We start from the raw sequence: 23135 nt of genomic DNA, 5'->3' as shown, positions 1-23135 counted from the left end.
GAAAGAGGAAGACCACATGGCTTTCACCAACGATGAGGTCCTCGCTGGCCTCGCAGAGCTGATCACCGACGAGACCGGCATCAACGCCTCCGAGGTCGCTCTCGAGAAGTCGTTCACCGACGACCTCGACATCGACTCGATCTCGATGATGACGATCGTCGTCAACGCCGAGGAGAAGTTCGGCGTCACCATCCCCGACGACGAGGTCAAGAACCTCAAGACCGTCGGCGACGCCGTCTCCTTCATCGTCGCAGGCCAGGAGTAATCCACGCAGGATGCCACCCCCGCCCTCGCGGGGCGTGGCATCCTCCGCCTTGCCCGCCTTCTGCTCGACCCGCCTGACAAGGAACCACACATGACCAAGCGCATCGTCGTCACCGGCATCGGCGCCACGTCCGCCATCGGCGGGACAGCTCCCGAGAACTGGACAAACCTGCTCGCAGGACAGTCCGGAACCCGCCCCCTCGAACACGACTGGGTTCAGCAGTACGAGCTGCCCGTCACCTTCGCCGCAGAGGCGATCGTCCGCCCCGAAGAGGTCCTGCCCCGCCACGAGGCGAAGCGGCTCGACCCCTCCTCCCAGTTCGCTCTCATCGCGGCTCGCGAGGCCTGGGCGGATGCAGGTTCCCCCGAGGTCGCCCCCGAGCGTCTCGGCGTCGACTTCGCCACCGGTATCGGCGGTCTCTGGACCCTCCTCGACGCGTGGGACACGCTGCGAGAGAAGGGCCCGCGCCGCGTGATGCCCCTCACCGTGCCGATGCTGATGCCGAATGCGGCAGCAGGCAATCTCTCGCTGCAGTTCCAGGCCCGCGCCTACGCACAGACCGTCGTCAGCGCGTGCGCCTCGAGCACCGAGTCGATCATCCACGCCTTCCACCACCTGCAGGACGGTCTCGCAGACGTCGTGATCGCCGGTGGCACCGAGTCGGCCATCCACCCGATCACGATGGCGTCCTTCGCCTCCGCGCAGGCGCTGTCGCGCCGCAACGACGACCCTGCCACCGCCTCGCGTCCCGGCGCGATCGACCGCGACGGCTTCGTGATGGGCGAGGGTGCTGCTGCCCTCATCCTCGAGACCGAGGAGCACGCCAAGGCTCGGGGCGCCAAGATCTACGGCTACGTGCTCGGCGGCGGAGTGACCGCTGACGCGTACCACATCACCGGCAACGACCCCGAGGGCAACGGCGCAGCACGCGCTGTGACCCAGGCTCTCGAAGAGGCAGGCATCACCGCCGACCAGGTCGCCCACATCAACGCGCACGCGACATCGACTCCGGTCGGCGACCCCAATGAGTACGTCGCCCTCAAGAAGGTCTTCGGCGACCGGATCGACGAGATCCCCGTGTCGGCCACGAAGGCATCGACCGGCCACCTGCTCGGCGGCACGGGCGCTCTCGAAGCGATCTTCTCGCTTCTCGCGCTTCGCGACCGCGTCGCGCCGCCGACCATCAACATGACCGAACCCGACCCCGCCGTGCCGTTCAAGCTCTCGGGCGAGGCGCAGCCCCTCGGCGACGGGCAGCTGTACGCGATCAGCAACTCATTCGGCTTCGGCGGTCATAACGCCGTCGCGGTCTTCGCGAGCGCCGACTGACACGCAGACGCGAGAGAACGGCCCCCGGGTGATCCCGGGGGCCGTTCTCGTCTTCCGACGCAGACGCGCCTATGCGCGGGAGAGCTGCTGCGAGCGAGCCGCGCGCAGTCGGGTGGTCCAGGGCAGGAACCAGCCGACGAGAGGGCCGACACCGAACGCGAAGAGCACCGTGCCCACGCCTACCGGACCGCCGAGCAGGAAGCCGATCAGAAGCACGCTGCCCTCGATGAGTGTGCGCACCAGCCAGACGGGACGGCCCGTGCGCGCCACGAGTCCGGTCATGAGGCCGTCCCGCGGTCCGGGGCCGAAGTCCGCGGCGATATAGAGGCCCGTGGCGAACGCGAGCAGGAGCAGCCCCGCCACGAACATCGGTGCGCCGACCCAGATCGACGGCGGTGCGGGGATCACGAAGAGAGCCAGGTCGGCACTCGGCCCCACGAGCAGCGCATTCAGCAGCGTGCCCAGTCCGACGCGCTGGCGGAGCGGGATCCACAGGAGCAGGACGATCACGGAGACGAGCACGGTGACGACGCCGTAGCCGATTCCCGCCTGCCCGGAGATGCCCAGCGCGAGCACGTCCCACGGCGCGACACCGATGCCCCCACGCACCATCAGACCGAGCGCGACGCCGTAGAGGAAGAGACCAACGAGTAGCTGGACGATGCGCTCGACGATGTCACGCCGGCTGACGGCGGCGATCGGCAGGAAGACGGAACGGAGGTGCATTGTTCCATCGTGGCGCTGCGCACCTTCATGACGCGGAGGCCAGTCGCAGAAAAGTGGCCTGCTGATAACGGTCCACTTTGCGGCATGCTGGAGAGATGACCTCCCGACTCGTCGAGCAACTCGGTACCCAGAGCGTCGCCGGTGCCACAGCGGCTTCGCTGGCCGAGCAGATCCGGGCCCTGATACTCGACGGTCGGCTGACCGTCGGTGAGCGGCTCCCCAGCGAGCGGGCACTGGCGCTCGAGCTGCGCCGCTCGCGCTCGACCACCACGCGCGTGTACGGGCTCCTCGAGGGCGACGGCTATGTGACACGACTGCACGGCGGGAGCACGCGAGTGGCACTCCCTCACGCCACAACTCCGGCGACAGACACGATCGACGGGCAGGCCATCGACCTCTCCATCGCCTCGATGGACTCCACTCCGGGGCTGTACGACGCCACGGTCAGATCGCTCCCGCGACTCGCCGCGCTCCGAGGGACGAGCGGGTACTCGCTCCGCGGGCTCCCGGAGCTGCGCGAGGCGGTCGCGCACCGCTTCACCGAACGCGGGGTCGAGACGGATGCCGACGAGATCATCATCACGTCGGGCGCGCTCAACGCATTCCACCTCGTCCTCGCCACGATCGGTCGACGCGGTGAGCGCGCTCTCGTCGAGCAGCCGACATTCCCGCACGCTCTCGAGGCACTCCACCGGCACGGGTACCGCTTGCTCCCCACCCCGGTCGACGTCACCGGCTGGGACGAACGTCATCTCTCCGACACGCTGCTGCGCAGTCGCCCGCACGTCGCGTACCTGATCCCGGACTTCCACAACCCGACCGGAGCGACGCTGAGCGACGCCGAGCGATCACGCATCGCCACGACCGCCAGGAACTCGGGCACGCACGTGGTCGTCGACGAGACCACGGCTGAGCTCGACATCGACCGCGGCTGGTCGCCCCTTCCGATGGCCGCCTTCAGCCCGCAGATCATCACCGTCGGCTCGATGTCCAAGATCGCGTGGGGTGGGCTGCGGATCGGCTGGATCCGTGCCGACCGTGCGCTCATCAGCCGTCTGCTCGCCACCCGGCCCTCCTTCGAGTTGGGAACCGCGCTCCTGGAGCAGTGCATCGCGGTCGAGCTCCTGCAGGACATGCCGGCGCTCACCGCGCACGTCACGTCCCGCCTGAAAGCAGGCCGCGAGGCTGTCGCCACCGGTGTCGCATCCATCGGCGGACTGTCCATGCCGTCGACGAGCGGTGGCCTCTCCGCCTGGCTCGACCTGGGTGCGCCGATCTCGACAGCGCTGTCGCTCGCCGCGCGCGACCATCAGCTCATCCTGCCGCCGGGCCCCCGGTTCTCGACGGGCGGAGTGCTGGAGCGCCGCCTGCGCATCCCCATCACGCTTCCGCCCGAACGGACGGCCGACGCGATGGCACGGCTGCATCTCGCCTGGAACGACGTCATGGCGGGCGGATCCTCCGCGCGTCACGAGATGCCGCGCTCGGCCGTCATCTGAGACGACGAAGACCCCGCCCCCTGGATCTCAGGGACGGGGTCTTCGTCATGTGGAGCGGGGATTCGCATTCTCAGCGCCCGGGATCACTCACCGGCATCCGATACTCGCGCCTTCCGGCTCCAGGTCTGGGCGGTGCCGTCGACTAGCCCACCTTGTGCAGCCAGACGACACGGGCGTCGTCACTCGCGTGACGGAACGGCTCGAGCTCCTCGTCCCAGGAGGAGCCGAGGGCGATGTCGAGTTCACGCTGCAGCTCAGTGGCGCTGCCTGCCGCGATCTCCATCGCGTAGCGGATGCGATCCTCGCCGATGACGATGTTCCCTGCGGCATCCGTCTGCGCGTAGTGGATGCCGAGATCGGGCGTGTGCAGCCAGCGTCCGCCGTCACTGCGAGGAGTCGGATCCTCGGTGACCTCGAAGCGCAGGTGCTCCCAGCCGCGGATCGCCGTCGCGAGCGCGGCACCGGTCCCGACCGGGCCATCCCAGTAGAACTCCGCCCGTCGCGCGCCGTCGAGCACCGGCTGGTCGCTCCAGTCGAAGTTCACGGCACGACCGATAGCGCGTCCCACCGCCCATTCGAGGTGCGGGCAGAGCGCGCGAGGTGCAGAGTGGATGAACACCACTCCGCGTGCGTAAGCCGTCGCCATGATCTCTCCGTTTCATCAGGTGCGTCTTCCCCAACGACCTGAACCACGAGAACTGGCGAGAATATGCGGTTATGCGCCCATTCTCACCCAGACCAGGGCAAATAACAAGCGTGTGATCCCACGACGAAGGCCCCGGTCACAGGGACCGGGGCCTTCGGACCATCACTGGTCGGGTAATGGCGAGGCTCAGGCCTCGCTCATGGCCTGCTTGACCTGCTGCCCCTTGGCTGCGTAGTACGCGGCGCGCGCGGCATCGCGGCGAGCCTGCTCGGCGTAGCCGGCCTCGAGAACATCCTGCGGGACCTCGACGTTCGGCACGTCCTGCGTGCCGTTGTACTTCTCGATGTAGGCGTCGAGCTCGGGCCCCGACGTCCACGAGGTGATGAGGCAGTACCGCGGCTCGGTGCCGACGTGGGTCGCCGCGTGCCACAGACGCTGCGTGTCGACAATGAGCTGTGCTCCCGCCGGCAGCGCGATGCGGTACTCGATGCTCGGGTCGGTGCGGTTCTCACGCAGGACGAAGAAGCTGTCCTTGTCGTCGCTGAGGTTGAAGAATCCACGCACGACCCAGCCGGTGCCGTCGGGGTTCAGACGGTTGTTGTCGTCCTGGTGGAGGTTGTAGAGGCATTCGCCGTACGGGGTCGGCTGCAGCTCGATCACTCGGCAACGACCGACGTTCGCACCGGGCTCCTGCGCGCGGCGCGTCAGGTTCGGGGCCTTGGCCGTCTGCTCGTCGATCCAGACGCCGTCCTTGTCGGTGCGCGGCGGCTTGTGGTTCCAGAAGCCGTTGCACTCGATCTCGCCCTTGGCGCTCGCGAGCGGCGCGAAGCGGGTGTCACCCGACGACTTCCAGTCGTTGTACTCGATGTCGAGCCACTCTTTCGGGTCGAGCTCCTGGTTGTAGCTGTCGAGAACGACGAAGCCCTTGTCTTCGAGCGCGGCGGACTTGATGTATCCCATGATCTGAACCAGATCCTTTCATCGGGGGCCAGCACGTTTTAACAGGCCCTGATAAGGCAAGCCTAACAGGGCACCTCTGGAGCGCCGCCGGGGGCCGCCGTGAATAAGCGAATAGACTGATCCGGGCGCCTGGCGACTCCTCGGCGCCGGGCGTTACGGGAGGACGAGACACCAGCATGAGCACTGCGACCAACGTCGAGGCGACAGCTGTCAACACGATCGAGTGGCTCGCAGAAGACTCCACGACCATCGTCGTGCCGGTGTATCAGCGCCAGTACCGCTGGGACATCGGCGGCTGCGAGCAGCTTCTCTCAGACGTACGATCCGTAGCCCGCGAAGACGCATCGCATCGCCATTTCATCGGCTCGATCCTGTCGGCCTCCGACGACTCCGACGCCGACACCGAACTCGTGCTCATCGACGGCCAGCAGCGCATCACCACGCTGATGCTCCTCGTCGCGGCCCTGCGGCACGCGGTGCAGGACTCCTCCCCCGAGCTCGCTGCAGAGCTCGACCGTGTGCTCGTGCGCCCCGACGACCCGGGCCGCACCAAGCTCCGGCCGCACGATGCCTGGGCAGAGCTGTACGAGTCGGTGGTGCTCGAACGCGGTGACCGCACCGACCGCGAGTCGCGCTTCGACGACAACTACGCCTTCTTCCGCAGCCAGGTCCATGCTGACGAAGCGCCGCTGATCTGGCGCGGGCTGCAACGGCTCGAGCATGTGTCGATCACTCTCGGTGCCGAGGCGAACGCGCAGCAGATCTTCGAGAGCCTCAACTCCACGGGCGAACCGCTGCGTGATCACGAGCTGATCCACAACTACATCCTGATGGGCCTCACGCACGCCGAGCAGCTCGACGTCGAGGAACGGTTCTGGTTGCCGATCGAACGCCACACCGGTGAGACGATCGGCGCGTTCTGGCGGCACTACCTCGTCATGACGACGGGCCGCGAGGTCGCCGCCAACGGCGAGCACGGCGTGTACAGCGCGTTCCGGCACTCCTTCCCCCGCGTCGACCTCGAGCACCTGCAGGCGGATGCCGCAGTCTGGCGTCACTACGCCGAGATCTACGGCATCCTGCTCGATCCCTCTCTCGAGAAGGATCCCGAGATCGCGCAGCAGTTGCGGTTCGTCAACACGTTCGGCCGCGCGTCGTATCCCCTGGTGCTGAGCGTCTACAGCGATCACTCGCGCGGGCTCATCGCGCGCGACGAGCTTCTCGAGACGCTCGAGTGGATCCAGACGATGTATCTGCGTCGCACTCTGGTCAACCTCCCGAACGAGCGTCTCGTGGCGCGCCTGTGCCGGGCGCGCTCGAACGGTCGGGAGGCGCTCGCACGCGCCTTCGCCCGCATCACCCCCTCGGATGAGCGAGTGAGCGCCGTACTGAAGTACAGCGAACTGCCGCATCCCGCGTACGTCCTCGGTCGGCTGGAATGCGTCGCAGACACGGACGACTTCGACGTCGAGCACATCGTGCCCACGGTTCCCAGCGACAGTTGGTCGGGCGACGGCATCCGCCCCTGGATCGAGTACTCCGATGACGAACGCAACGCGCACCGTGCGCTCGCCCCCACACTCGGCAACCTCACGCTGCTCGAGCAGCACCTCGCAGAGCGTGTCTTCGGCGAGTCGTTCGCCGCGAAGCGCGACGACGCCTACTCCCGCAGCTCTGTGCCTGAGACCAGGGAACTCGAATCGACGGAGTCCTGGGGGACCGCGGCGATCTCGCAGCGGACGATCCGCCTCACCGCCGACCTTCTTCGCATCTGGGCGCGCCCCGCACTCCCCGAGATCGACGACGACGGGCTCACGCCCATCCTCGATGCGGTCCGGCGCCGAGGGTGGCCGGCCGGGTGGGAGCGCGAGTTCGAGTACGTGGAGTACCGCGGGGAGCGCTGGGAGGTCTTCGACGTCCGGTACCTCTTCAACCGCGTCTTCCGTCGGGCCTGGACCGACACGCGTGCCGCCGCCGTCTCGTACTGCGCGACCCACGGCGGACCCATCTACGACGAGATGGCGTGGAAGGGCCAATGGGATCAGCTCGACGAGTCGCACCACCTCTACATGGGGTGGGACTCGAACTACATGATGAACGCGGTGCAGGGCGTGCTCCAGGAGGCGGGCATCGCCTCCGAGGTGTTCGTCAAGTACTCCTATATCGGGAATGTGATGTGACATGACGACCACCATCCGCCGGATGCTCGACCTCACCGTCGAGGAGCACACGCTCACCGTCCCGCTCGTCTGGGCAGACGCTGCCGACACCCGGACCATCGACGTCTTCGCCCGTGTGGTCTCGCGCGAGGGAGGCGAGCATCTCCCTTACCTGGTCTTCCTGCAGGGCGGCCCCGGCCACGAGGCACCGCGGCCCTTCCACTCGTCGGCATCGCCGGCCTGGCTCGACGAGGCGCTCGTGCACCACCGCGTCGTGATGCTCGACCAGCGAGGCACCGGACTCTCCACGCCCGTCGGCGATGCAGACCTCGAGCGCGGATCAGCCGAGGTCGCCGAGTACCTCACCCACCTTCGCGCCGACTCGATCGTCCGCGACTGCGAGGCGATGCGCGAGCACCTCGGCGCCGAGACATGGAGCGTGCTCGGCCAGTCGTTCGGCGGCTTCACGACCCTGGCCTACCTGTCGACGGATGCGGACTCGCTGGCCGATGTCTACATCACCGGCGGGCTCAGCACCGTGAACCGCCACCCCGACGAGGTCTACGCGCTCTGCTACGACAAGATGCGCGCGGCGTCCGAGCGGTACTACCGTCGGTTCCCCGAGCACCGCGACGTGATGAGGCGTCTCGTCGATCGCGCCGCGGCGGGCGAGATCGTCCTGCCGGACGGTGAAGTCGTCTCGCCGTCGCGACTGCGCTCGGTCGGCTCGGCCCTCGGCACGAACGACGGCTGGCAGACCCTGTGGTCGATTCTCGAGCGCGACCACACATCGAACGCCTTCCGCCACGACCTCATGCACGCGATGCCGTACGGAGGTCGCAACCCGCTCTACTTCGCCTTCCACGAGTCGAGCTATGCCAACGGACAGGCGACGCGGTGGTCAGCCGAGCGCGTCGAGCCCGATGACTTCCGCGCGGACGTGACGCTCTTCACGGGAGAGCACATCCGTCGCGACTGGACCGAGACGGTGCCGGCCTTCCAGCCGTGGCGCGATGTCGCGCTCGAGTTGGCCGAGTTCGAATGGCCACGGATCTACGACGAGGTCGCGATCTCGGCATCCGGAGCGCGCGGCGCCGCAGCCGTCTATGTCAACGATGTGTACGTGCCCATGGAGTACTCGCTCGAGACCGCACGACTGCTCCCCGACGTGAAGCTCTGGGTCACCAGCGAGCACGAGCACAACGGTCTGCGATCCGGCCCGGTGCTGTCGCGACTGATCGACCTCGCCCACGATCGACGCATCCGCTGAGGATCATCCCTGAGGTGGATGTCGGACTCGGCCGCATCCCCTTAGCCTGATCTCATGACCGACACACTCGGGATGCTGCTCATGATCACGCTCCTCATCGTCGCCGCGATCGCGATCGTCATCACGATCGTCACCGTCTACGCGAGGGTGCCCCTCGAGAAGAAGTACGAGAGCGCCGGTGGCGGACTGGGCGGATCCTTCGAGGCGGTCTGGATGCCGTCGGCGCATGAAGCAGGCATGGAGCGCGACCGCCAGACGAAGCGCACAGCTCCCGCACCGGCTCCGGGCGACCCGCCCAGCAGGATCGACGGCGACCGCATCGTCCTCGACATCTGAGGATCTCCCGACGTCGCCCGCGCACGACGAAGGCCCCGGTTCCGAGGAACCGGGGCCTTCGTCGTGCGGAGGTCGTTACTTGGACGAGCCGCCGAAGCCCTTGAAGCGCTGGTTGAACTTCTCGACGCGACCGGCCGAGTCCATGATGCGCTGCTTGCCCGTGTAGAACGGGTGCGAGGCCGAGGAGATCTCGACGTCGATGACGGGGTACTCGACGCCGTCGAGCTCGATCGTCTTGTCGCTCGTGACCGTCGAACGGGTGAGGAACGTCTCTCCCGAACCGAGGTCGCGGAACACGACTGCCTTGTACTCGGGGTGAATGTCAGTCTTCATGGGATTCCTTAGTTGCTGCCCTGGATTGTGCCAGGGACGAGGGAAGTCTGTGGTGCAGACGCACCAAGGATCGATTCTATCAGATCGTCGTCAGGATGCTGCGCGCGCGGCGTAGCGCCCGTCCTCGCTGGTCAGCGTGATCGGCATGCCGAACGTCTCGCTCAGAGTCTCGGCAGTCAGGGTCTCGGCGACGGGTCCCGCGGCGACGATCCGGCCCTCGCGCATCAGAAGCACGTGAGTGAAACCGACGGGGATCTCCTCGACGTGGTGCGTGACCATGAGCATGGCCGGCGTCGTGGGCGACGATGCGTATCCGCTGAGAAGCGCCAGCAGCTCTTCCCGCGACCCGAGGTCGAGAGATGCCGTCGGCTCGTCGAGCAGAAGCAGCTCCGGGTCGGTCATCACGGCTCGCGCGATCTGGACGCGCTTCTGCTCACCGTCGCTCAGCGTGCCGAACGTACGATCCGCGAGGTGGTCGAGCCGCCAGTCGCCGAGAACGCGCAGCGCGCGGCGCTCGTCGATGTCCTCGTAGTTCTCGTTCCATCGACCCAGCACCGAGTAGGCGGCGGTGAGGACGGTGTTGAGGACCGTCTCGTCGCGGGGCACGCGCTTCGCCATCGCCGACGACGCGAAGCCGATGCGCGGACGCACCTCGAACACGTCGGTACGCCCCAGGGTCTCCCCCAGCACCGTCACGGTTCCGGAGGTCGGGTGCATGAGGGTGTCGGCCAGTTGCAGCAGCGTGGTCTTTCCCGCGCCGTTGGGCCCCAAGATCACCCATCGCTGATCATCGTCGACCTGCCAGGTCACGTGATCGATGATGTTGCGGCCCTCACGGCGCACGACGACGTCGGTGAATTCCAGAGCGCTCGACATGCGTCCAGCCTATCGGCTCAGCCGGTCAGCTCCGCGTACAGCGCGCGCGTGGTGTCGGCGATCGCACCCCAGCTGAACTCGTCCCTCGCGCGCTCCCGCCCCGCTTCGCCGTAGGCCCGCGCGCGCTCCGGATCGGAGGTCACCTCGGTCAATACGGCGGCGAGGTCGGCGATGTATCGCTCAGGGTCGACCGGCGTGCCCGTGCCGTCCTGCAGCTGCTCGATCGGCACGAGTCGTCCGGTCACGCCGTCGGCGACGACCTCGGGGATGCCGCCGGTCGCCGTTCCGACCACCGCGGCGCCGCAGGCCATCGCCTCGAGGTTCACGATGCCGAGCGGCTCGTAGACGGAGGGGCACACGAACGTGGTCGCGGCGGTGAGGATCGCCGAGAGCTCGTCGCGCGGCAGCATCCGCTCGATCCAGACGACCCCGTCGCGCGTCTGCTGGAGCAGCTTCACGCCCTCCTGCACCTCGGCCATGATCTCGGGGGTGTCCGGCGCACCGGCGCACAGGACGAGCTGCACCTCGGGCGGCAACAGACGAGCTGCCTGCAGCAGGTACGGCAGACCCTTCTGCCGGGTGATCCGACCGACGAAGACGACCGACGGCCGAGCGGGATCGATGCCCACCGACTCGAGGAAGGCAGGGTTCTGCACCGGGCGCCAGCGCTCCACGTCGATCCCGTTGTGGATCACCCGAACCTTCGCCGGGTCGACCGACGGGTAGCTTCGGAGGATGTCGGCGCGCATCCCCGCACTCACCGCGATTACCGCGGCGGCGTTCTCATAGGCGAGCTTCTCGATGCCGCTCGAGACCGCGTATCCGCCACCGAGCTGCTCGGCCTTCCACGGACGCAGCGGCTCGAGGCTGTGCGCCGTGAGCACGTGGGGGATGCCGTGCAGCTGCGACGCGAGGTGCCCCGCGAAGTTGGCGTACCAGGTGTGGCTGTGCACGACGTCGGCGTCGGAGATGGCCGCGACGATCTCGAGGTCGGTCCCGAGAGTCTGCAGAGCGGCGTTCGCGGAGGCGAGTTCGGAGGGGGTTTGATACGCGAAAGTGCCCGCCTCATCGCGAGGTGAGCCGAAGGCCCTGACCTGCACATCGATATTCTGCCGCAGCGCCGTGACAAGCTCTGCGACGTGCACTCCGGCACCTCCGTAGATCTCCGGCGGGTATTCCTTCGTGATCATCTCGACGCGCATGTCTAGACGGTAGTGACTCACTTGTCCAGATGCTAGTTCGCCGGGCCGATTCGCCTCTATGGTTGGTGCATGTCCGCACCAAAGAAGATCTTCGGCATCATCCTCGCAGGCGGCGAGGGCAAGCGACTCATGCCACTCACAGCCGATCGCGCCAAACCGGCAGTGCCCTTCGGCGGACAGTACCGATTGATCGATTTCGCGATCTCGAATCTGATCAACTCGGGTCTTCGGCAGATCGTGGTCCTGACCCAGTACAAGTCACACAGCCTCGATCGGCACATCTCGCAGACCTGGCGCATGTCGGCGCTGCTCGACTCGTACGTCACGTCGGTACCCGCACAGCAGCGCCTCGGCAAGCGATGGTTCTCGGGATCGGCCGACGCGATCCTGCAGAGCATGAACCTGATCAATGACGAGAAGCCCGACATCGTCGTCGTGATCGGCGCGGATCACGTCTACCGGATGGACTTCCGACAGATGCTCGATGCGCACATCGCGTCGGGCGCGAAGGCGACCGTGGCCGGCATCCGCCAGCCCCTCGCCATGGCATCGCAGTTCGGTGTGATCGATGCCGACACCGAGTCGGGCCGCATCAAGCAGTTCCTCGAGAAGCCCACGGATGCCGCCGGGCTCGAGGATTCCCCCCACGAGGTGCTCGCCTCGATGGGCAACTACATCTTCGACGCCGACGCACTGATCGCCGCCGTCGAGGCCGATGGAGAGTCCCCGACGTCCGGCCACGACATGGGCGGCGACATCGTGCCCTACTTCGTCGACCGAGGCGAGGCCGGGTATTACGACATGAAGCAGAACGAGGTGCCCGGCTCCTCGCCGCGTGACCGCTCGTACTGGCGTGACGTGGGTACGATCGATTCCTTCTTCGACGCCCACATGGACCTGATCTCGACGCTGCCGATCTTCAACCTCTACAACATGGAGTGGCCGATCCACTCGCAGGCGGTCAACTCACCGCCTGCGAAGTTCGTCCGCGATTCGGTCGGGCGCATCGGCAACGCGATCGATTCGATCGTCTCGCTCGGCTCGGTGCTCTCGGGCACCCATCTCGAGCGCAGCGTGGTCGGTCCGTGGACGCTCGCGGGTGGCGGGTCGACGATCACCGACTCGGTGGTGTTCGACGGCGTGCGGGTCGGCGCAGGCTCCCGCGTGCATCGCGCGATCCTCGACAAGAACGTCGTCCTCGCCGACGGCGCGACCGTGGGCGTCGACCGCGAACGAGATCTCGCACGCGGATTCACCGTGACGGAGTCGGGCATCACCGTCGTGGGCAAGGGACTGTTCATCGAAAGGTGACGCGTCGACGCCGTCTGAAGCTCCTGGCGTGTCCGGGCGTGCGTCGCAGCACGCTGTGATCGGTAGGCTCTGACCGTGACCTCCGCGCGCTTCCTCGTCGTCCTCGATGCTGACTCCACCCTCATTCGCAATGAGGTGATCGAGTTGATCGCCGACGAGGCCGGACGCCGCGACGAGGTGCAGGCAGCCACCGAGGCCGCGATGCGCGGAGAGATCGATTTCGCGACCAGTCTGAAGTCACGGGTCGCCGCGCTCGAAGGCGTCCCGGTGACCGCGTTCGAGCGCGTACTCGCACGCATCGAGCCGACCCCCGGCGTCCGCGAACTCACCGCGGCCGTGCACGAGCGCGGCGGCGTGGTCGGCGTGGTGTCGGGCGGATTCCACGAGATCCTCGATGACGTCGCTCCGGATCTGGGCGTCGACCGCTGGCGCGCGAACCGACTCGATGTCGTCGACGGCGCGCTCACCGGCCGCGTCGACGGCGAGATCGTCGACGCAGCTGCGAAAGCGACATCGCTCTGCGAGTGGGCTGATGAGCTCGGCGTGCCCCGGCACGCCACGATCGCGATCGGCGACGGCGCGAACGACCTGCAGATGATGGCGGCAGCGGGTCTCGGTCTCGCCTTCAACGCCAAGCCCGCAGTGCGGGCAGCCGCGAGCCTCGTGGTCGGCCCTCAGGATCTCTCCGAGGTCATCGCGCTCCTCCCCTGACGGATGTCTGAGCCCCGGACTATGGTCGGGCGCATGGACATCATCCTCATCCCCGGACTCTGGCTCGAGGCATCCAGCTGGAGCGACGTCACCGCCGACCTCGAACATGCCGGTCACACCGTGCATCCGCTGACCCTGCCCGGCGTGGGCGCCCCGGCTGCAGAATCATCCGAGATCGGCATCGCCGACTGGGTCGCAGCAGCAGTCGCCGCGGTCGACACCGTCACGAAACCGGTCGCGGTCGTCGGCCACAGCGGTGGCGGCAACGTCGCTTGGGGTGTCGCCGATGCGAGACCCGACGACGTGTCGCGGGTCGTGTTCGTCGACACCGTTCCGCCGCCACCCGGATTCGGCATCAGTGAGTTCGAGGTCGTCGAGGGCGTCATCCCGTTTCCGGGCTGGGACTTCTTCCCCGACGAAGACGTCGACGATCTCGACGACGAGACGAGGGCACGCACGACGCGGCTCACGCACAGCGTTCCGGCTCGTGTTCCCACTGACGAGATCGATCTGCGCAACGACGCACGTCATCGCGTGCCGGTCACGATGCTGATGGGCGGACTCGACCGCGAGACGCTCGAGTCCGAGCTCGATCAATGGGGAACCTATGCGGACGAATTCCGCGCCATCGCCGAGGCGGAGGTGGTGCGCATCGGCTCAGGCCACTGGCCGCAGTTCTCGGTGCCTCATCGGCTGGCCGAGCTCATCGACGCGGCCGTGACACGCAGAAAGTCGTGACCCCGCAGAGCTCCGTCCGTGTGTCTGTCGACTGTCAGTGCCCCATGCCGAGGCCGCCGTCGACGGGAATCACGGCGCCCGAGATGTAGCCCGACTCATCGCTCGCCAACCAGGTGACCACACCGGCCACCTCATCGGGAGTCGCGAAGCGGCCCGCGGGGATGTTGGCCTTGTACTGCTTCTGCGTCTCTTCGGGCAGTTCAGCAGTCATGTCGGTCTCGATGAATCCTGGGGCGACGACGTTGGCGGTGATCCCGCGCCCACCGAGCTCGCGGGTGAGAGAGCGGGCGAAGCCCACGAGCGCGCTCTTCGACGCCGAGTAGTTCACCTGGCCCGCCGATCCGTAGAGACCGACGACACTGGAGATGAGGATGACGCGACCGAAGCGCGCGCGAAGCATGCCCTTCGATGCACGCTTGACCACACGGAACGTGCCACCGAGGTTCGTGGCGACGACGCTGTCGAAGTCGTCTTCGCTCATGCGCAGCAGCAGGGTGTCCTTGGTTATGCCGGCGTTGGCGACCACGATCTCCACGGGGCCGAGCTTCTGCTCGACCTCGGTGAACGCGGCGTCGAGTGCAGCGGCATCCGTGACGTCGGCACGGACCGTCAAGGTGCCCTCCGGGCCCTCGCCGCTGCGCGCGGTCACCGCGACGCGGTAGCCATCGCGCACGAAACGCTCGGCGATGGCACGGCCGATGCCGCGGTTTCCACCGGTGACGAGGACGACGCGCTGAGAACTCATTTCCACTCCTGATCTGGCCCGCGGGGGTCGGCGGCCGGGTCGTCAACGATCCTACCGATGATGCGGACGCGTCTTCCTTCCGACGTTTGACAGATGCCGCCCGCCACTGGAACCCTGAGGGCGACGAAAGGCATGACGTGAGCGACACCAGCAATCCCATTCCCTGGCGCGAGACGCCGCCTTCGGCCATCCCTCCGGCTCCGCCCGCGCCGCGCGTGGACGCCGCGCCGACGCAGGCCTACCCGGGTGCGGCTCCGTCGTACAGCCCTCCGCCGGCTGCCCCGGCATATGGATACGCTCCTTCTCAGCCGCCGTACGGTGCGACCTCGCAGCAGCAGCAGCCCGGCTACCCGATCTACGGGGGCCAGTACGTGCCGGCGCCGCGTCCGACGAGCGGCCTCGCAGTCACCTCTCTCATCTGCGGCATCGCCGGTGTGGTGCTGTTCTGGCTGTTCCTGCCCATGCTCGCGTCGATCGTCGCGGTGATCACCGGACACATGGCGCTTCGCCAGATCAAGGCGGATCCTTCCCTCGGCGGTCGCGGTATGGCCATCGCCGGCGTGATCATGGGGTACGTCATGACGGCATTCCTGGTGCTCAGCGTGGCGATCACGCTGATCAGCATCGTGTTCTTCGGGGCGTTCGCTCTGCCGTTCATCTTCGCCAGCTGAGGGCTCGAACGGCGCGCCGTTCGAGCTGAGGCGGCGTAGGCTTGACTCATCGTGAAGAGCAAGCGCCTGGTCCCTGCAGTGACCTCCCTGCCGCAGTCGCCGCAGGCCGAGGCAGACCACCGTGTGCGTCGCTATGCACTGACGATGACCATCCGTATCGTCTGCTTCGCCCTCATGATGTTCGTGCAGCCCTACGGCTGGTACACCTGGGTCTTCGCCGCGGCCGCTGCAGTACTGCCGTACATCGCCGTCGTGTTCGCGAACGCGGGGAGCGACAGCACTGAGACGACCGCGGAGTCGCCGTTGCAGGAGCTCGAAGCTCCCGCTGTGGTCGCTGACGAGCCGTCGTCGCTGTCAGACCCTCAGGTCTTCAGAATCCGTGAGAGCGGCCGGGACGACGCGTGAGCGAGCTGGAGTGCTCGCGCGCCGGCTGCCGGAACGCGGCGACGGCCCAGGTCGTGTGGAGGAATCCGCGCATCCACTCCGTTGATCGCGAGAAGGTGTGGCTCGCCTGCGCCGAGCACGTCGACTTCCTCCGCGACTACCTGGCCGCCCGGGACTTCCCCGTGACCGTGAGAGACGGTGTTCCTTCGTGAGTTCCCGCCTGACCCGCTGGACCGTCTATGTTCTGATCGCGATCGGCTTCGCCATCGGCTGCGCCTTCCTGTCGCAGTGGCAGTTCGATCGCAACGAGTCGCGGGCCGAGCAGATCGAACTGGTCGAGAAGAACTACGACGCCGACCCCGTGCCGCTCGCCGAGTTGATCGGCTCGGACGGCGAACTCGCTCCCGGCGATGTGTGGCATCCGGTCGTGCTGACCGGCGAGTACCTGAGCGACCAGCAGCTGCTGGTGAGAAACCGTCCGCACGGCGGGACGAGCGCGTTCGAAGTGCTGGTGCCGTTCCGCGATTCCGACGGACGTATCGTCATCGTCGACCGCGGCTGGGTCCCGCCAGGAGACGGCGAGTCCCCGGATGTCGTGCCCGCGCCGCCCGAGGGCGAGGTCGAGGTCATCGTGCGTCTGCGACCCGGTGAGCAGCTGCCGGCCTCGGGGCGCGGTGCACCCGAGGGCCAGGTGCCGACCATCAACCTCCCGTCGATCGCGGCGATCGTGGGTGGAGACGTCGTGACGAGCGCGTATGGTCAGATCGTCAGCGAGAGCCCTTCGCCAGAGGTCGCGCTCGGCGGGTTCGACTCCCCCACTGACGATCCGGGACCTCACCTGTCGTACGCGATCCAGTGGATCCTGTTCGCACTGATGGGGTTCATCTTCATCGGTTACATCATCCGCACCGAGATCATCAAGCACCGTGAAGAGCTCGAGGGCGTACCAGCCCCGGTCAAGAAGTCCCGGCGCCGCGACCGCGATGCCGATGTCGAGGACGAGCTGCTCGACGCACGCTGACGCCTAACGGATGTCGGCGCGGACGGCGCTGAGCAGACGCGGCAGATGGTCGAGTGAGGAGATACTCGGGCTCCGTCCTCCGTGCACCTGGTGGCCTCCACTGAAGTGGAGGAACGACGCTCCGAACTCTTCCGCGATCTCGAAGTCATGGTTCGTGTCGCCGATGAGGAGCACCTGTTCTGCAGGCAGATCGGATGCCGCCAGCCATCGCGCGATCGCATCCCGTTTCGATGCGCGAAAAGGGTCTTCGATCCCGAGGACGACCTCGAACGCTCCCTTCAGATCATGAGGAGCCATCTGCGCCTCAAGCAGGTCCGGCAGTGTCGCCGACGCCAGCACCTGGCGAATCCCCAGGCTGCTGACCTCCGCAAGCGTCTGTCGTGCGTTGGTGTGCAGACGCGACTCGTCTGCACGCTCTGCCAGCAGGTCGAGGTAGAGGGCGACGGCGCCGCTGGTCGGACTCGATGCGCAACTCCAGCCCGGAACTGGTGGTCGCATATCGTGCAGCAGACCGTTCCGGAACGGTCCAGTGCGGAAGGTAATGGTCGACCCACTTCAGGGGGTCGACTCCGCGAGAGAAGTCATCGACGAAGACGGGCACCCGCGACGGCGCCGCAGGAAGGGCCCCTTCCATGGATCACGCCGATTCCCGATCAGCAGCACCACCGATGACGGACACAGTCCACCCCGCATCGGCGGCGTCGTAGACCACGCGTGTGTGACGCCGGTCCCTCGATCCCTGCCAGAACTCGATCCGCGTGGGCACGAGGCGCCACAGCACCCAATCCCCATCAGCGATGTCCGCCCGCGCGGCTGCGGAGCGCGCAGCGAGATCGGCCGCACTTTCCTCGGCAGTCGCCTCCTGCACACGTCCGCGCACCCGCACCGCTCGCACCTGCGGCTGCCACCAGAAGTTCAGTGCCGCCGCCGGAGCGGCGGCGAGCTGCGCCCCCTTGCGGGACGACCGTGTGCTGGCGAACGCCCAGCCGCGTTCGTCGATCCGCTTCAGGATGAGCGTGCGAGCGTCAGGCGATCCATCCGCATCGACGGTTGCGAGGGTCACGGTATGCGGCTCCGGCACCCCGGCTGCATCCGCGGCACGAAGCCACGACGCGAAGAGGTCGTTCGGATCGACGGGCAACTCGTTGAGGTTCCACTCCGGGGCGCTCCCGGTGAGAGCATGCCGACCCCTCAGCCAGTCGTTGATGGGGACGGAATCGTTGTCCTGGTCGTCGTGCGTCACGTCATCGACTATGCCACGAGAGTCGGCCCGGTCAGGCGAGTTCGATGAGGTCCTGATACTCCTGGCTCCAGATGTCCTCGACACCGTCGGGCAGGATCAGCACGCGCTCGGGGTTGAGCGACTGCACCGCCCCGGGGTCGTGCGAGACGAGCACGACGGCGCCCTCGTAATGCGCGAGCGCACCGAGGATCTCTTCGCGCGAGGCAGGATCGAGGTTGTTCGTGGGCTCGTCGAGCAGCAGCAGGTTGGCCGACGAGACGACGAGCGTCGCGAGAGAGAGCCGTGTCTTCTCGCCTCCCGAGAGCACACCGGCGGGCTTCAGCACGTCATCGCCCGTGAACAGAAACGAACCCAGCACCTTGCGTGCTTCCATCTCGGTGATGTGCGGTGCGGCCGACACCATGTTCTCGAGCACCGAGCGGTTGACGTCGAGGTTCTCGTGCTCCTGCGCGTAATATCCGACCTTGAGTCCGTGGCCGGGCTCGAGCTGGCCGGTGTCGGGCTTGTCGACGCCAGCGAGCATCCGCAGCAGGGTCGTCTTTCCCGCACCGTTGAGTCCGAGCACGACGACCTTGGAACCGCGGTCGATGGCGAGATCGACGTCGGTGAAGATCTCGAGCGAACCGTACGACTTCGAGAGTCCGGTCGCCATCATCGGGGTCTTGCCGCACGGGGCGGGCTTCGGGAAGCGCAGCTTCGCGACCCGGTCTTCCTGACGCACGTCGTCGAGTCCGGCGAGCAGCTTCTCGGCACGAGCGATCATCTGGTGCGCGGCTGCGGCCTTCGAGGCCTTGGCGCCGAATCGGGCCGCCTGCAACTGCAGGGTGGTGGCCTTCTTCTCGGCGTTGGCGCGCTCCTTCTTGCGGCGCTCCTCGTCGGCCACCCGCTGGCGCAGGTAGTTCTTCCAGTTCATGTTGTACGTGTCGATGATCTGACGGTTCGCGTCGAGATAGAACACGCGGTTCACGGTCTCGCCGACGAGCTCGACGTCGTGGCTGATCACGATCAGCCCGCCCTTGTAGTTCTTGAGGAACTCGCGCAGCCACACGACACTGTCGGCGTCGAGGTGGTTGGTCGGCTCGTCGAGGATCATCGTCTCGGCGTCGGAGAAGAGGATGCGCGCGAGCTCGATGCGACGACGCTGACCACCCGACAGGGTCGACAGCGGCTGGTCGAGGATGCGGTCAGGCAGTGAGAGGTTGTTGGCGATGGATGCGGCCTCGGCCTCGGCCGCGTATCCGCCCTGCGCCTCGAACTGCTCGGTGAGGCGCGCGTAGCGCTTCATCGCCTTGTCGGCGACCGCGGGATCGTCGGATCCCATCGCCAGGGCTGCCTCGGACATGCCGAGGTTGAGCTGGCCGAGCCCGCGCGCGTCGAGGATGCGCGTGCGCGCCAGATCCTCGGGATTGCCCGAACGGGGGTCCTGCGGCAGGTAGCCGAGTTCACCGGAACGCGTCACACTGCCACCCGATGGGAGGACATCGCCGGCGAGCACCTTGGTGAGCGTGGTCTTGCCTGCACCGTTGCGGCCGACGAGACCGATCTTGTCTCCGTCGCTCACACGGAACGACACGTTCTCCATCAGGAGGCGTGCGCCCACGCGGATCTCGAGTTCGTGCACGGCAAGCACAGCGGGATGTCCGTTCGTTCAGGGGGAATCGGCCGAGCGGCCAAACTCCCAGTATAGATCGCTCGGCTGAGTGTTCAGTCGAAGTAGAGGCGGTGGTGCAGCCGGCACCCCGGGTTGAACCCCGCGGTGCAGGTCGGGCACGCGGACACCTCGAGGTAGTCGGCGATGGTCAGCATCGCACCGCACACACCGCAGAGCACTGCTTCCGTCGAACGCGCATCCTTCGACCACTGGCGCGCATCATGGTCTGCGACCTCCTGGTGGCACAGGTGACACGGATACCACTCACGACAGCAGGCGAACTGCAGGGCGATGACATCGAGCGGCCCGCTGTAGTGCTCGCAGCGCGTCTCACCGTCGACGAGCAGTCCGTGAACGGCCGTCCCACTCACAAGGACACCGCCGTCCGCAGCTGCGGGCCCGGCGGATCTCCCTCTCCAGAGGGATGCGGTCGATACCTCAGAGTGATGCTCCACCCGCCACCTGCTTCCTAGCCTTCTCGGGTGGATGTTATCAACGAGCTCATTCTGCAGACCGTCGCGTCTCCCTGGCTGTTCGTCGTGCTGCTGGCGGTGACGATCGTCGATGGGTTCTTCCCGCCGGTTCCGAGCGAGACGGTGCTGGTCGCCGCCGCGGCGGTGCTGGCGTCGACCGGCGACGTCTGGGCGCTGCTGCCCCTGGGGCTCGTCGCTGCCCTCGGCGCGACGATCGGAGACAACATCGCGTTCACCCTCGGGCGCAGACTGGGCACCACCCGCTGGGCATGGATGCGTCGGCCGGGGATCGCGCGGGCCTTCGCCCAGGCAGAGCGCGCACTCGCGAATCGCAGCGCCGCCCTCATCCTGGGCGCCCGCTACATCCCGGTCGGCCGCGTCGCCGTCAACATGTCGGCCGGCGCACTGCGATTCCCCTGGCGCAGGTTCGTGCCCCTCAGCATCGTGGCCGGGATCAGCTGGAGCGCGCTCAGCCTCGCGATCGGCCTCCTGGCCGGCTCGTGGGTCCGAGACCAGCCGCTCGTCAGCGCGGGAATCGGCATCGCGGTCGCGCTCGTCATCGGCCTCGTCATCGATCGGGTCACCGCGCTTCGCCGTCGACGCGTGCCCGTTCCACAACTGGCAGGATGACTGTCATGGCACGTCGTCGGCCGCGCCCCGAGCGCGCTCTCCGCTTCAGCCGCCGAACTCTCGCGCTCGCGGCGCTCGGCGCTGTCAGCCTCGTGCTCTTCTCGATCCTGGTGCCGCTCCAGACCGTCCTGTACGGCACGCCGCTGCCTCTCGCGTTCATCCTCGGAGCGGCACTGTGCGCGGCGCCGATGCTGGCGATCTCGCGTCCGCGGTTGGCCATCGCCATGTTCAGCGTCGCCGCATTCTCTCTCCCCCTGCTGGCGAATCCGACGCTCGCGACCACAGCCCCCTGGCCCTGGTCGGTGCCCGCGCTCCTCACCTTCGTGCTCGTCGTCGGGGTGACGACCTTCGTACACGGCGCTCGACTCGGCGCCTTCCTCCTCGTCATCGGCGTTCTTCTCTCACTCACGGCGCCGCTGTTGCGACCGGAGGCCGTGGCGACCGCTCCGACAGCCGGCAGCGCCACGGCCGACCTCATCGTGACGAGTTCCGTCGCCACCGCGATGTATCTCGTGGCGATCCTCGTCGCCGGACGGGTGCGTGTCTCGGCTGAACTCACCCGTGAGCGCGAGCATTCGGCACTCGAGGAGTCGCGCCGCGCTCTCGTCGAGGAGCGCACGCGCATCGCCCGCGAGCTTCATGACGTGATCGCCCACAGCATGTCGGTGATCCAGGTGCAGGCCTCGACGGCGCGATACCGGCTACCCGACATCGGCGAGGCCGAGGTGTCAGAGTTCGAGAGCATCGCGGCCACCGCACGCTCCTCGCTCACCGAGATGCGTCGCATGCTCGGCGTCCTGCGCACAGAGGATCAGACCGCCGAGCTCGCTCCCCAGCAGGGACTCACCGACATCCCCGCCCTCGTCGACAGCATCAGGCGGGCGGGCGTCACGGTGGGCCTCGAGATCACGGGCTCCGTGGCGGATGCGCCTCAGACCGCGCAGATCGCGGCGTTCCGCATCGCGCAGGAAGCGCTGAGCAATGCCGTGAGACACGCCTCAGGTGCCGCAGTCACCCTGCGGGTGCGAGCGGATGCCGATGCGATCGGCCTCCGGATCCGCAACGAACGCGCCTCCGCCCCTCCCGTGGCGGGCGGTGGAGGCTATGGGCTCCGCGGCATGCGCGAGCGCGTCGAACTGCTCGGCGGAACCTTCACTGCCGGACCGACCTCAGACGGCGGGTGGGAGGTCGCAGCCGTCCTTCCGCTCATCGACGCGACTGGCCGACCGGCTGCCACCGACTCCGCTGAGAATCCCCACCCCATCGAGGAGACCCCGTGACGATCACCGTGCTCATCGCCGACGACCAGGCGATGGTCCGCGCCGGCTTCGCGGCCCTGCTGGATGCGCACGAAGGTATCCGCGTCGCCGGGCAGGCGGCAGACGGCGCCGAAGCGGTGACTCTCGCCGCTCGACTCGATCCCGATGTGATCCTGATGGACGTCAGGATGCCCGGGGTCGACGGCATCGAAGCCACGCGACGCATCCTCGGCCCGAACTACCCTGCCGCGCACGTCCCGCGCATCCTCATGCTCACGACCTTCGACATCGACGACTACGTCTACGACGCGCTCGAGGCGGGCGCGAGCGGATTCCTGCTGAAGGATGCTCTTCCCGAAGACCTGGTGCACGCCGTGCGCGTCGTCGCGGGCGGCGACGCGCTGCTCGCCCCCAGTGTGACCAGACGGATGATCGAGCAGTTCGCCGGGCGCCGCCCACGCGCGCCGCGCTCAGCGACCGCGCTGGCCGAGCTGACCGATCGCGAACGCGAGGTGCTGGTGCTCATCGGCAAGGGCAGGTCGAACAGTGAGATCGCCGGCGACCTCTTCATCGCCGAGCAGACGGTCAAGACGCACGTGGGCAAGGTGCTCGCCAAGCTCGGGGTTCGCGATCGCGTGCACGCGGTGATCCTCGCGTACGACGCCGGCCTGGTCGAACCCGCCTCCTGACCCGGGGA

The 23135-nt window shown here is 67.4% G+C and carries 27 protein-coding genes; 16 read left to right on the top strand and 11 right to left on the bottom strand.

The features are described 5' to 3' along the window. The first annotated feature begins 16 nt into the window (after positions 1 to 16). Entirely contained in the window at positions 17 to 265 is a 249-nt protein-coding gene (locus RTM68_RS02550) for an acyl carrier protein (protein WP_017830435.1), read from the top strand. 90 nt (positions 266 to 355) lie between these two features. Next, positions 356 to 1594: a beta-ketoacyl-[acyl-carrier-protein] synthase family protein gene (locus RTM68_RS02545; protein WP_312167951.1), complete on the top strand. Its 1239-nt coding sequence runs from the start codon at positions 356 to 358 to the stop codon at positions 1592 to 1594. 69 nt (positions 1595 to 1663) lie between these two features. Here the strand turns inward: RTM68_RS02545 and RTM68_RS02540 are convergent, their stop codons facing one another. Further along, a complete protein-coding gene (locus RTM68_RS02540) occupies positions 1664 to 2320 on the bottom strand; it encodes a hypothetical protein (protein WP_312167949.1) in 657 nt (218 codons plus the stop codon). Positions 2321 to 2415: 95 nt separating this feature from the next. On the opposite strand from RTM68_RS02540, the gene RTM68_RS02535 reads away from it, so the two are divergent. Then, on the top strand, positions 2416 to 3819 hold the full coding sequence (locus RTM68_RS02535; protein ID WP_312167947.1) for a PLP-dependent aminotransferase family protein: 1404 nt from the start codon (positions 2416 to 2418) through the stop codon (positions 3817 to 3819). Positions 3820 to 3961: 142 nt separating this feature from the next. Here the strand turns inward: RTM68_RS02535 and RTM68_RS02530 are convergent, their stop codons facing one another. Together RTM68_RS02530 and RTM68_RS02525 are read right to left on the bottom strand one after the other, a co-directional pair. Next, entirely contained in the window at positions 3962 to 4465 is a 504-nt protein-coding gene (locus RTM68_RS02530) for a DUF3145 domain-containing protein (RefSeq protein WP_312167946.1), read from the bottom strand. A gap of 186 nt (positions 4466 to 4651) precedes the next feature. After that, complete coding sequence (locus tag RTM68_RS02525) at positions 4652 to 5425, bottom strand: hypothetical protein (RefSeq protein ID WP_194763246.1); 774 nt, start codon at positions 5423 to 5425, stop codon at positions 4652 to 4654. Positions 5426 to 5601: 176 nt separating this feature from the next. Between RTM68_RS02525 and RTM68_RS02520 the strand changes: the two genes are divergently transcribed. The 3 genes from RTM68_RS02520 to RTM68_RS02510 are packed head-to-tail and all read left to right on the top strand — an operon-like array spanning position 5602 to position 9190. Further along, positions 5602 to 7605: a DUF262 domain-containing protein gene (locus RTM68_RS02520; RefSeq protein ID WP_312167945.1), complete on the top strand. Its 2004-nt coding sequence runs from the start codon at positions 5602 to 5604 to the stop codon at positions 7603 to 7605. 1 nt (position 7606) lies between these two features. Next, positions 7607 to 8854, top strand: a complete 1248-nt coding sequence (locus tag RTM68_RS02515) for an alpha/beta fold hydrolase (protein WP_312167943.1) — start codon at positions 7607 to 7609, stop codon at positions 8852 to 8854. A 54-nt stretch (positions 8855 to 8908) separates the two neighbouring features. Then, positions 8909 to 9190, top strand: coding sequence for a hypothetical protein (locus RTM68_RS02510; protein WP_312167941.1), 282 nt, complete (start codon positions 8909 to 8911; stop codon positions 9188 to 9190). Between the two features lie 75 nt (positions 9191 to 9265). Here RTM68_RS02510 and RTM68_RS02505 read toward each other — a convergent pair whose 3' ends face one another. The 3 genes from RTM68_RS02505 to glgA form a co-directional block, all read right to left on the bottom strand. Further along, positions 9266 to 9523: a type B 50S ribosomal protein L31 gene (locus tag RTM68_RS02505; protein ID WP_025103626.1), complete on the bottom strand. Its 258-nt coding sequence runs from the start codon at positions 9521 to 9523 to the stop codon at positions 9266 to 9268. Between the two features lie 90 nt (positions 9524 to 9613). Beyond that, positions 9614 to 10399, bottom strand: coding sequence for an ABC transporter ATP-binding protein (locus RTM68_RS02500; RefSeq protein ID WP_194763250.1), 786 nt, complete (start codon positions 10397 to 10399; stop codon positions 9614 to 9616). 17 nt (positions 10400 to 10416) lie between these two features. Next, the gene (glgA, locus tag RTM68_RS02495; RefSeq protein ID WP_312167936.1) at positions 10417 to 11601 is read right to left on the bottom strand and encodes a glycogen synthase; all 1185 of its coding nucleotides are present in this window, start codon (positions 11599 to 11601) and stop codon (positions 10417 to 10419) included. A gap of 69 nt (positions 11602 to 11670) precedes the next feature. Between glgA and glgC the strand changes: the two genes are divergently transcribed. From glgC to RTM68_RS02480, 3 genes are all read left to right on the top strand, one after another. Beyond that, positions 11671 to 12912 carry a glucose-1-phosphate adenylyltransferase gene (glgC, locus tag RTM68_RS02490; protein ID WP_312167934.1) on the top strand — a complete coding sequence of 414 codons (1242 nt, stop codon included), beginning with the start codon at positions 11671 to 11673 and terminating at the stop codon, positions 12910 to 12912. Between the two features lie 75 nt (positions 12913 to 12987). Continuing rightward, positions 12988 to 13623, top strand: a complete 636-nt coding sequence (gene serB, locus RTM68_RS02485; protein ID WP_312167932.1) for a phosphoserine phosphatase SerB — start codon at positions 12988 to 12990, stop codon at positions 13621 to 13623. Positions 13624 to 13656: 33 nt separating this feature from the next. Then, the gene (locus RTM68_RS02480) at positions 13657 to 14361 is read left to right on the top strand and encodes an alpha/beta hydrolase (RefSeq protein ID WP_312167931.1); all 705 of its coding nucleotides are present in this window, start codon (positions 13657 to 13659) and stop codon (positions 14359 to 14361) included. 34 nt (positions 14362 to 14395) lie between these two features. Here RTM68_RS02480 and RTM68_RS02475 read toward each other — a convergent pair whose 3' ends face one another. Then, positions 14396 to 15106 carry a beta-ketoacyl-ACP reductase gene (locus tag RTM68_RS02475; RefSeq protein ID WP_312167929.1) on the bottom strand — a complete coding sequence of 237 codons (711 nt, stop codon included), beginning with the start codon at positions 15104 to 15106 and terminating at the stop codon, positions 14396 to 14398. A 137-nt stretch (positions 15107 to 15243) separates the two neighbouring features. Here RTM68_RS02475 and RTM68_RS02470 point away from each other — a divergent pair, with 137 nt between their 5' ends. From RTM68_RS02470 to RTM68_RS02455, 4 genes are read left to right on the top strand one after another with little or no spacing between them, the layout of a single operon-like run. After that, positions 15244 to 15777 (top strand): DUF4190 domain-containing protein, encoded by a 534-nt coding sequence (locus tag RTM68_RS02470; RefSeq protein ID WP_312167928.1) that lies wholly within the window; start codon positions 15244 to 15246, stop codon positions 15775 to 15777. A gap of 51 nt (positions 15778 to 15828) precedes the next feature. Further along, positions 15829 to 16182, top strand: coding sequence for a DUF3099 domain-containing protein (locus tag RTM68_RS02465; protein ID WP_312167927.1), 354 nt, complete (start codon positions 15829 to 15831; stop codon positions 16180 to 16182). Continuing rightward, positions 16179 to 16373 (top strand): hypothetical protein, encoded by a 195-nt coding sequence (locus RTM68_RS02460; protein WP_194763257.1) that lies wholly within the window; start codon positions 16179 to 16181, stop codon positions 16371 to 16373. Before RTM68_RS02465 ends, RTM68_RS02460 begins: the two co-directional genes overlap by 4 nt. Then, entirely contained in the window at positions 16370 to 17182 is an 813-nt protein-coding gene (locus RTM68_RS02455; protein ID WP_312167926.1) for an SURF1 family protein, read from the top strand. Before RTM68_RS02460 ends, RTM68_RS02455 begins: the two co-directional genes overlap by 4 nt. 3 nt (positions 17183 to 17185) lie before the next feature. Here the strand turns inward: RTM68_RS02455 and RTM68_RS02450 are convergent, their stop codons facing one another. The 4 genes from RTM68_RS02450 to RTM68_RS02435 all read right to left on the bottom strand — a co-directional run bounded on the left by RTM68_RS02450 (position 17186) and on the right by RTM68_RS02435 (position 20447). After that, a complete protein-coding gene (locus RTM68_RS02450; RefSeq protein ID WP_312167925.1) occupies positions 17186 to 17680 on the bottom strand; it encodes an HAD family hydrolase in 495 nt (164 codons plus the stop codon). Positions 17681 to 17819: 139 nt separating this feature from the next. Beyond that, complete coding sequence (locus RTM68_RS02445) at positions 17820 to 18425, bottom strand: pyridoxamine 5'-phosphate oxidase family protein (protein ID WP_396654174.1); 606 nt, start codon at positions 18423 to 18425, stop codon at positions 17820 to 17822. A gap of 31 nt (positions 18426 to 18456) precedes the next feature. Next, complete coding sequence (locus tag RTM68_RS02440; RefSeq protein ID WP_194763263.1) at positions 18457 to 20055, bottom strand: ABC-F family ATP-binding cassette domain-containing protein; 1599 nt, start codon at positions 20053 to 20055, stop codon at positions 18457 to 18459. A 74-nt stretch (positions 20056 to 20129) separates the two neighbouring features. Continuing rightward, positions 20130 to 20447, bottom strand: coding sequence for a CHY zinc finger protein (locus RTM68_RS02435; RefSeq protein ID WP_312167923.1), 318 nt, complete (start codon positions 20445 to 20447; stop codon positions 20130 to 20132). A 111-nt stretch (positions 20448 to 20558) separates the two neighbouring features. Between RTM68_RS02435 and RTM68_RS02430 the strand changes: the two genes are divergently transcribed. The 3 genes from RTM68_RS02430 to RTM68_RS02420 are packed head-to-tail and all read left to right on the top strand — an operon-like array spanning position 20559 to position 23127. Then, positions 20559 to 21179, top strand: a complete 621-nt coding sequence (locus RTM68_RS02430; RefSeq protein WP_312167922.1) for a VTT domain-containing protein — start codon at positions 20559 to 20561, stop codon at positions 21177 to 21179. 5 nt (positions 21180 to 21184) lie between these two features. Next, positions 21185 to 22459 (top strand): histidine kinase, encoded by a 1275-nt coding sequence (locus RTM68_RS02425; RefSeq protein WP_312167920.1) that lies wholly within the window; start codon positions 21185 to 21187, stop codon positions 22457 to 22459. Beyond that, complete coding sequence (locus RTM68_RS02420; protein ID WP_312167918.1) at positions 22456 to 23127, top strand: response regulator transcription factor; 672 nt, start codon at positions 22456 to 22458, stop codon at positions 23125 to 23127. Before RTM68_RS02425 ends, RTM68_RS02420 begins: the two co-directional genes overlap by 4 nt. Positions 23128 to 23135: the final 8 nt, after the last annotated feature.

The organism is Microbacterium sp., from assembly GCF_031988965.1.
In the GTDB taxonomy this organism is placed as follows: Bacteria; Actinomycetota; Actinomycetes; order Actinomycetales; family Microbacteriaceae; genus Microbacterium.
The sequence above is the reverse complement of the archived record's forward strand: the minus strand, read 5'-3'. Positions and strand labels throughout refer to the sequence as shown.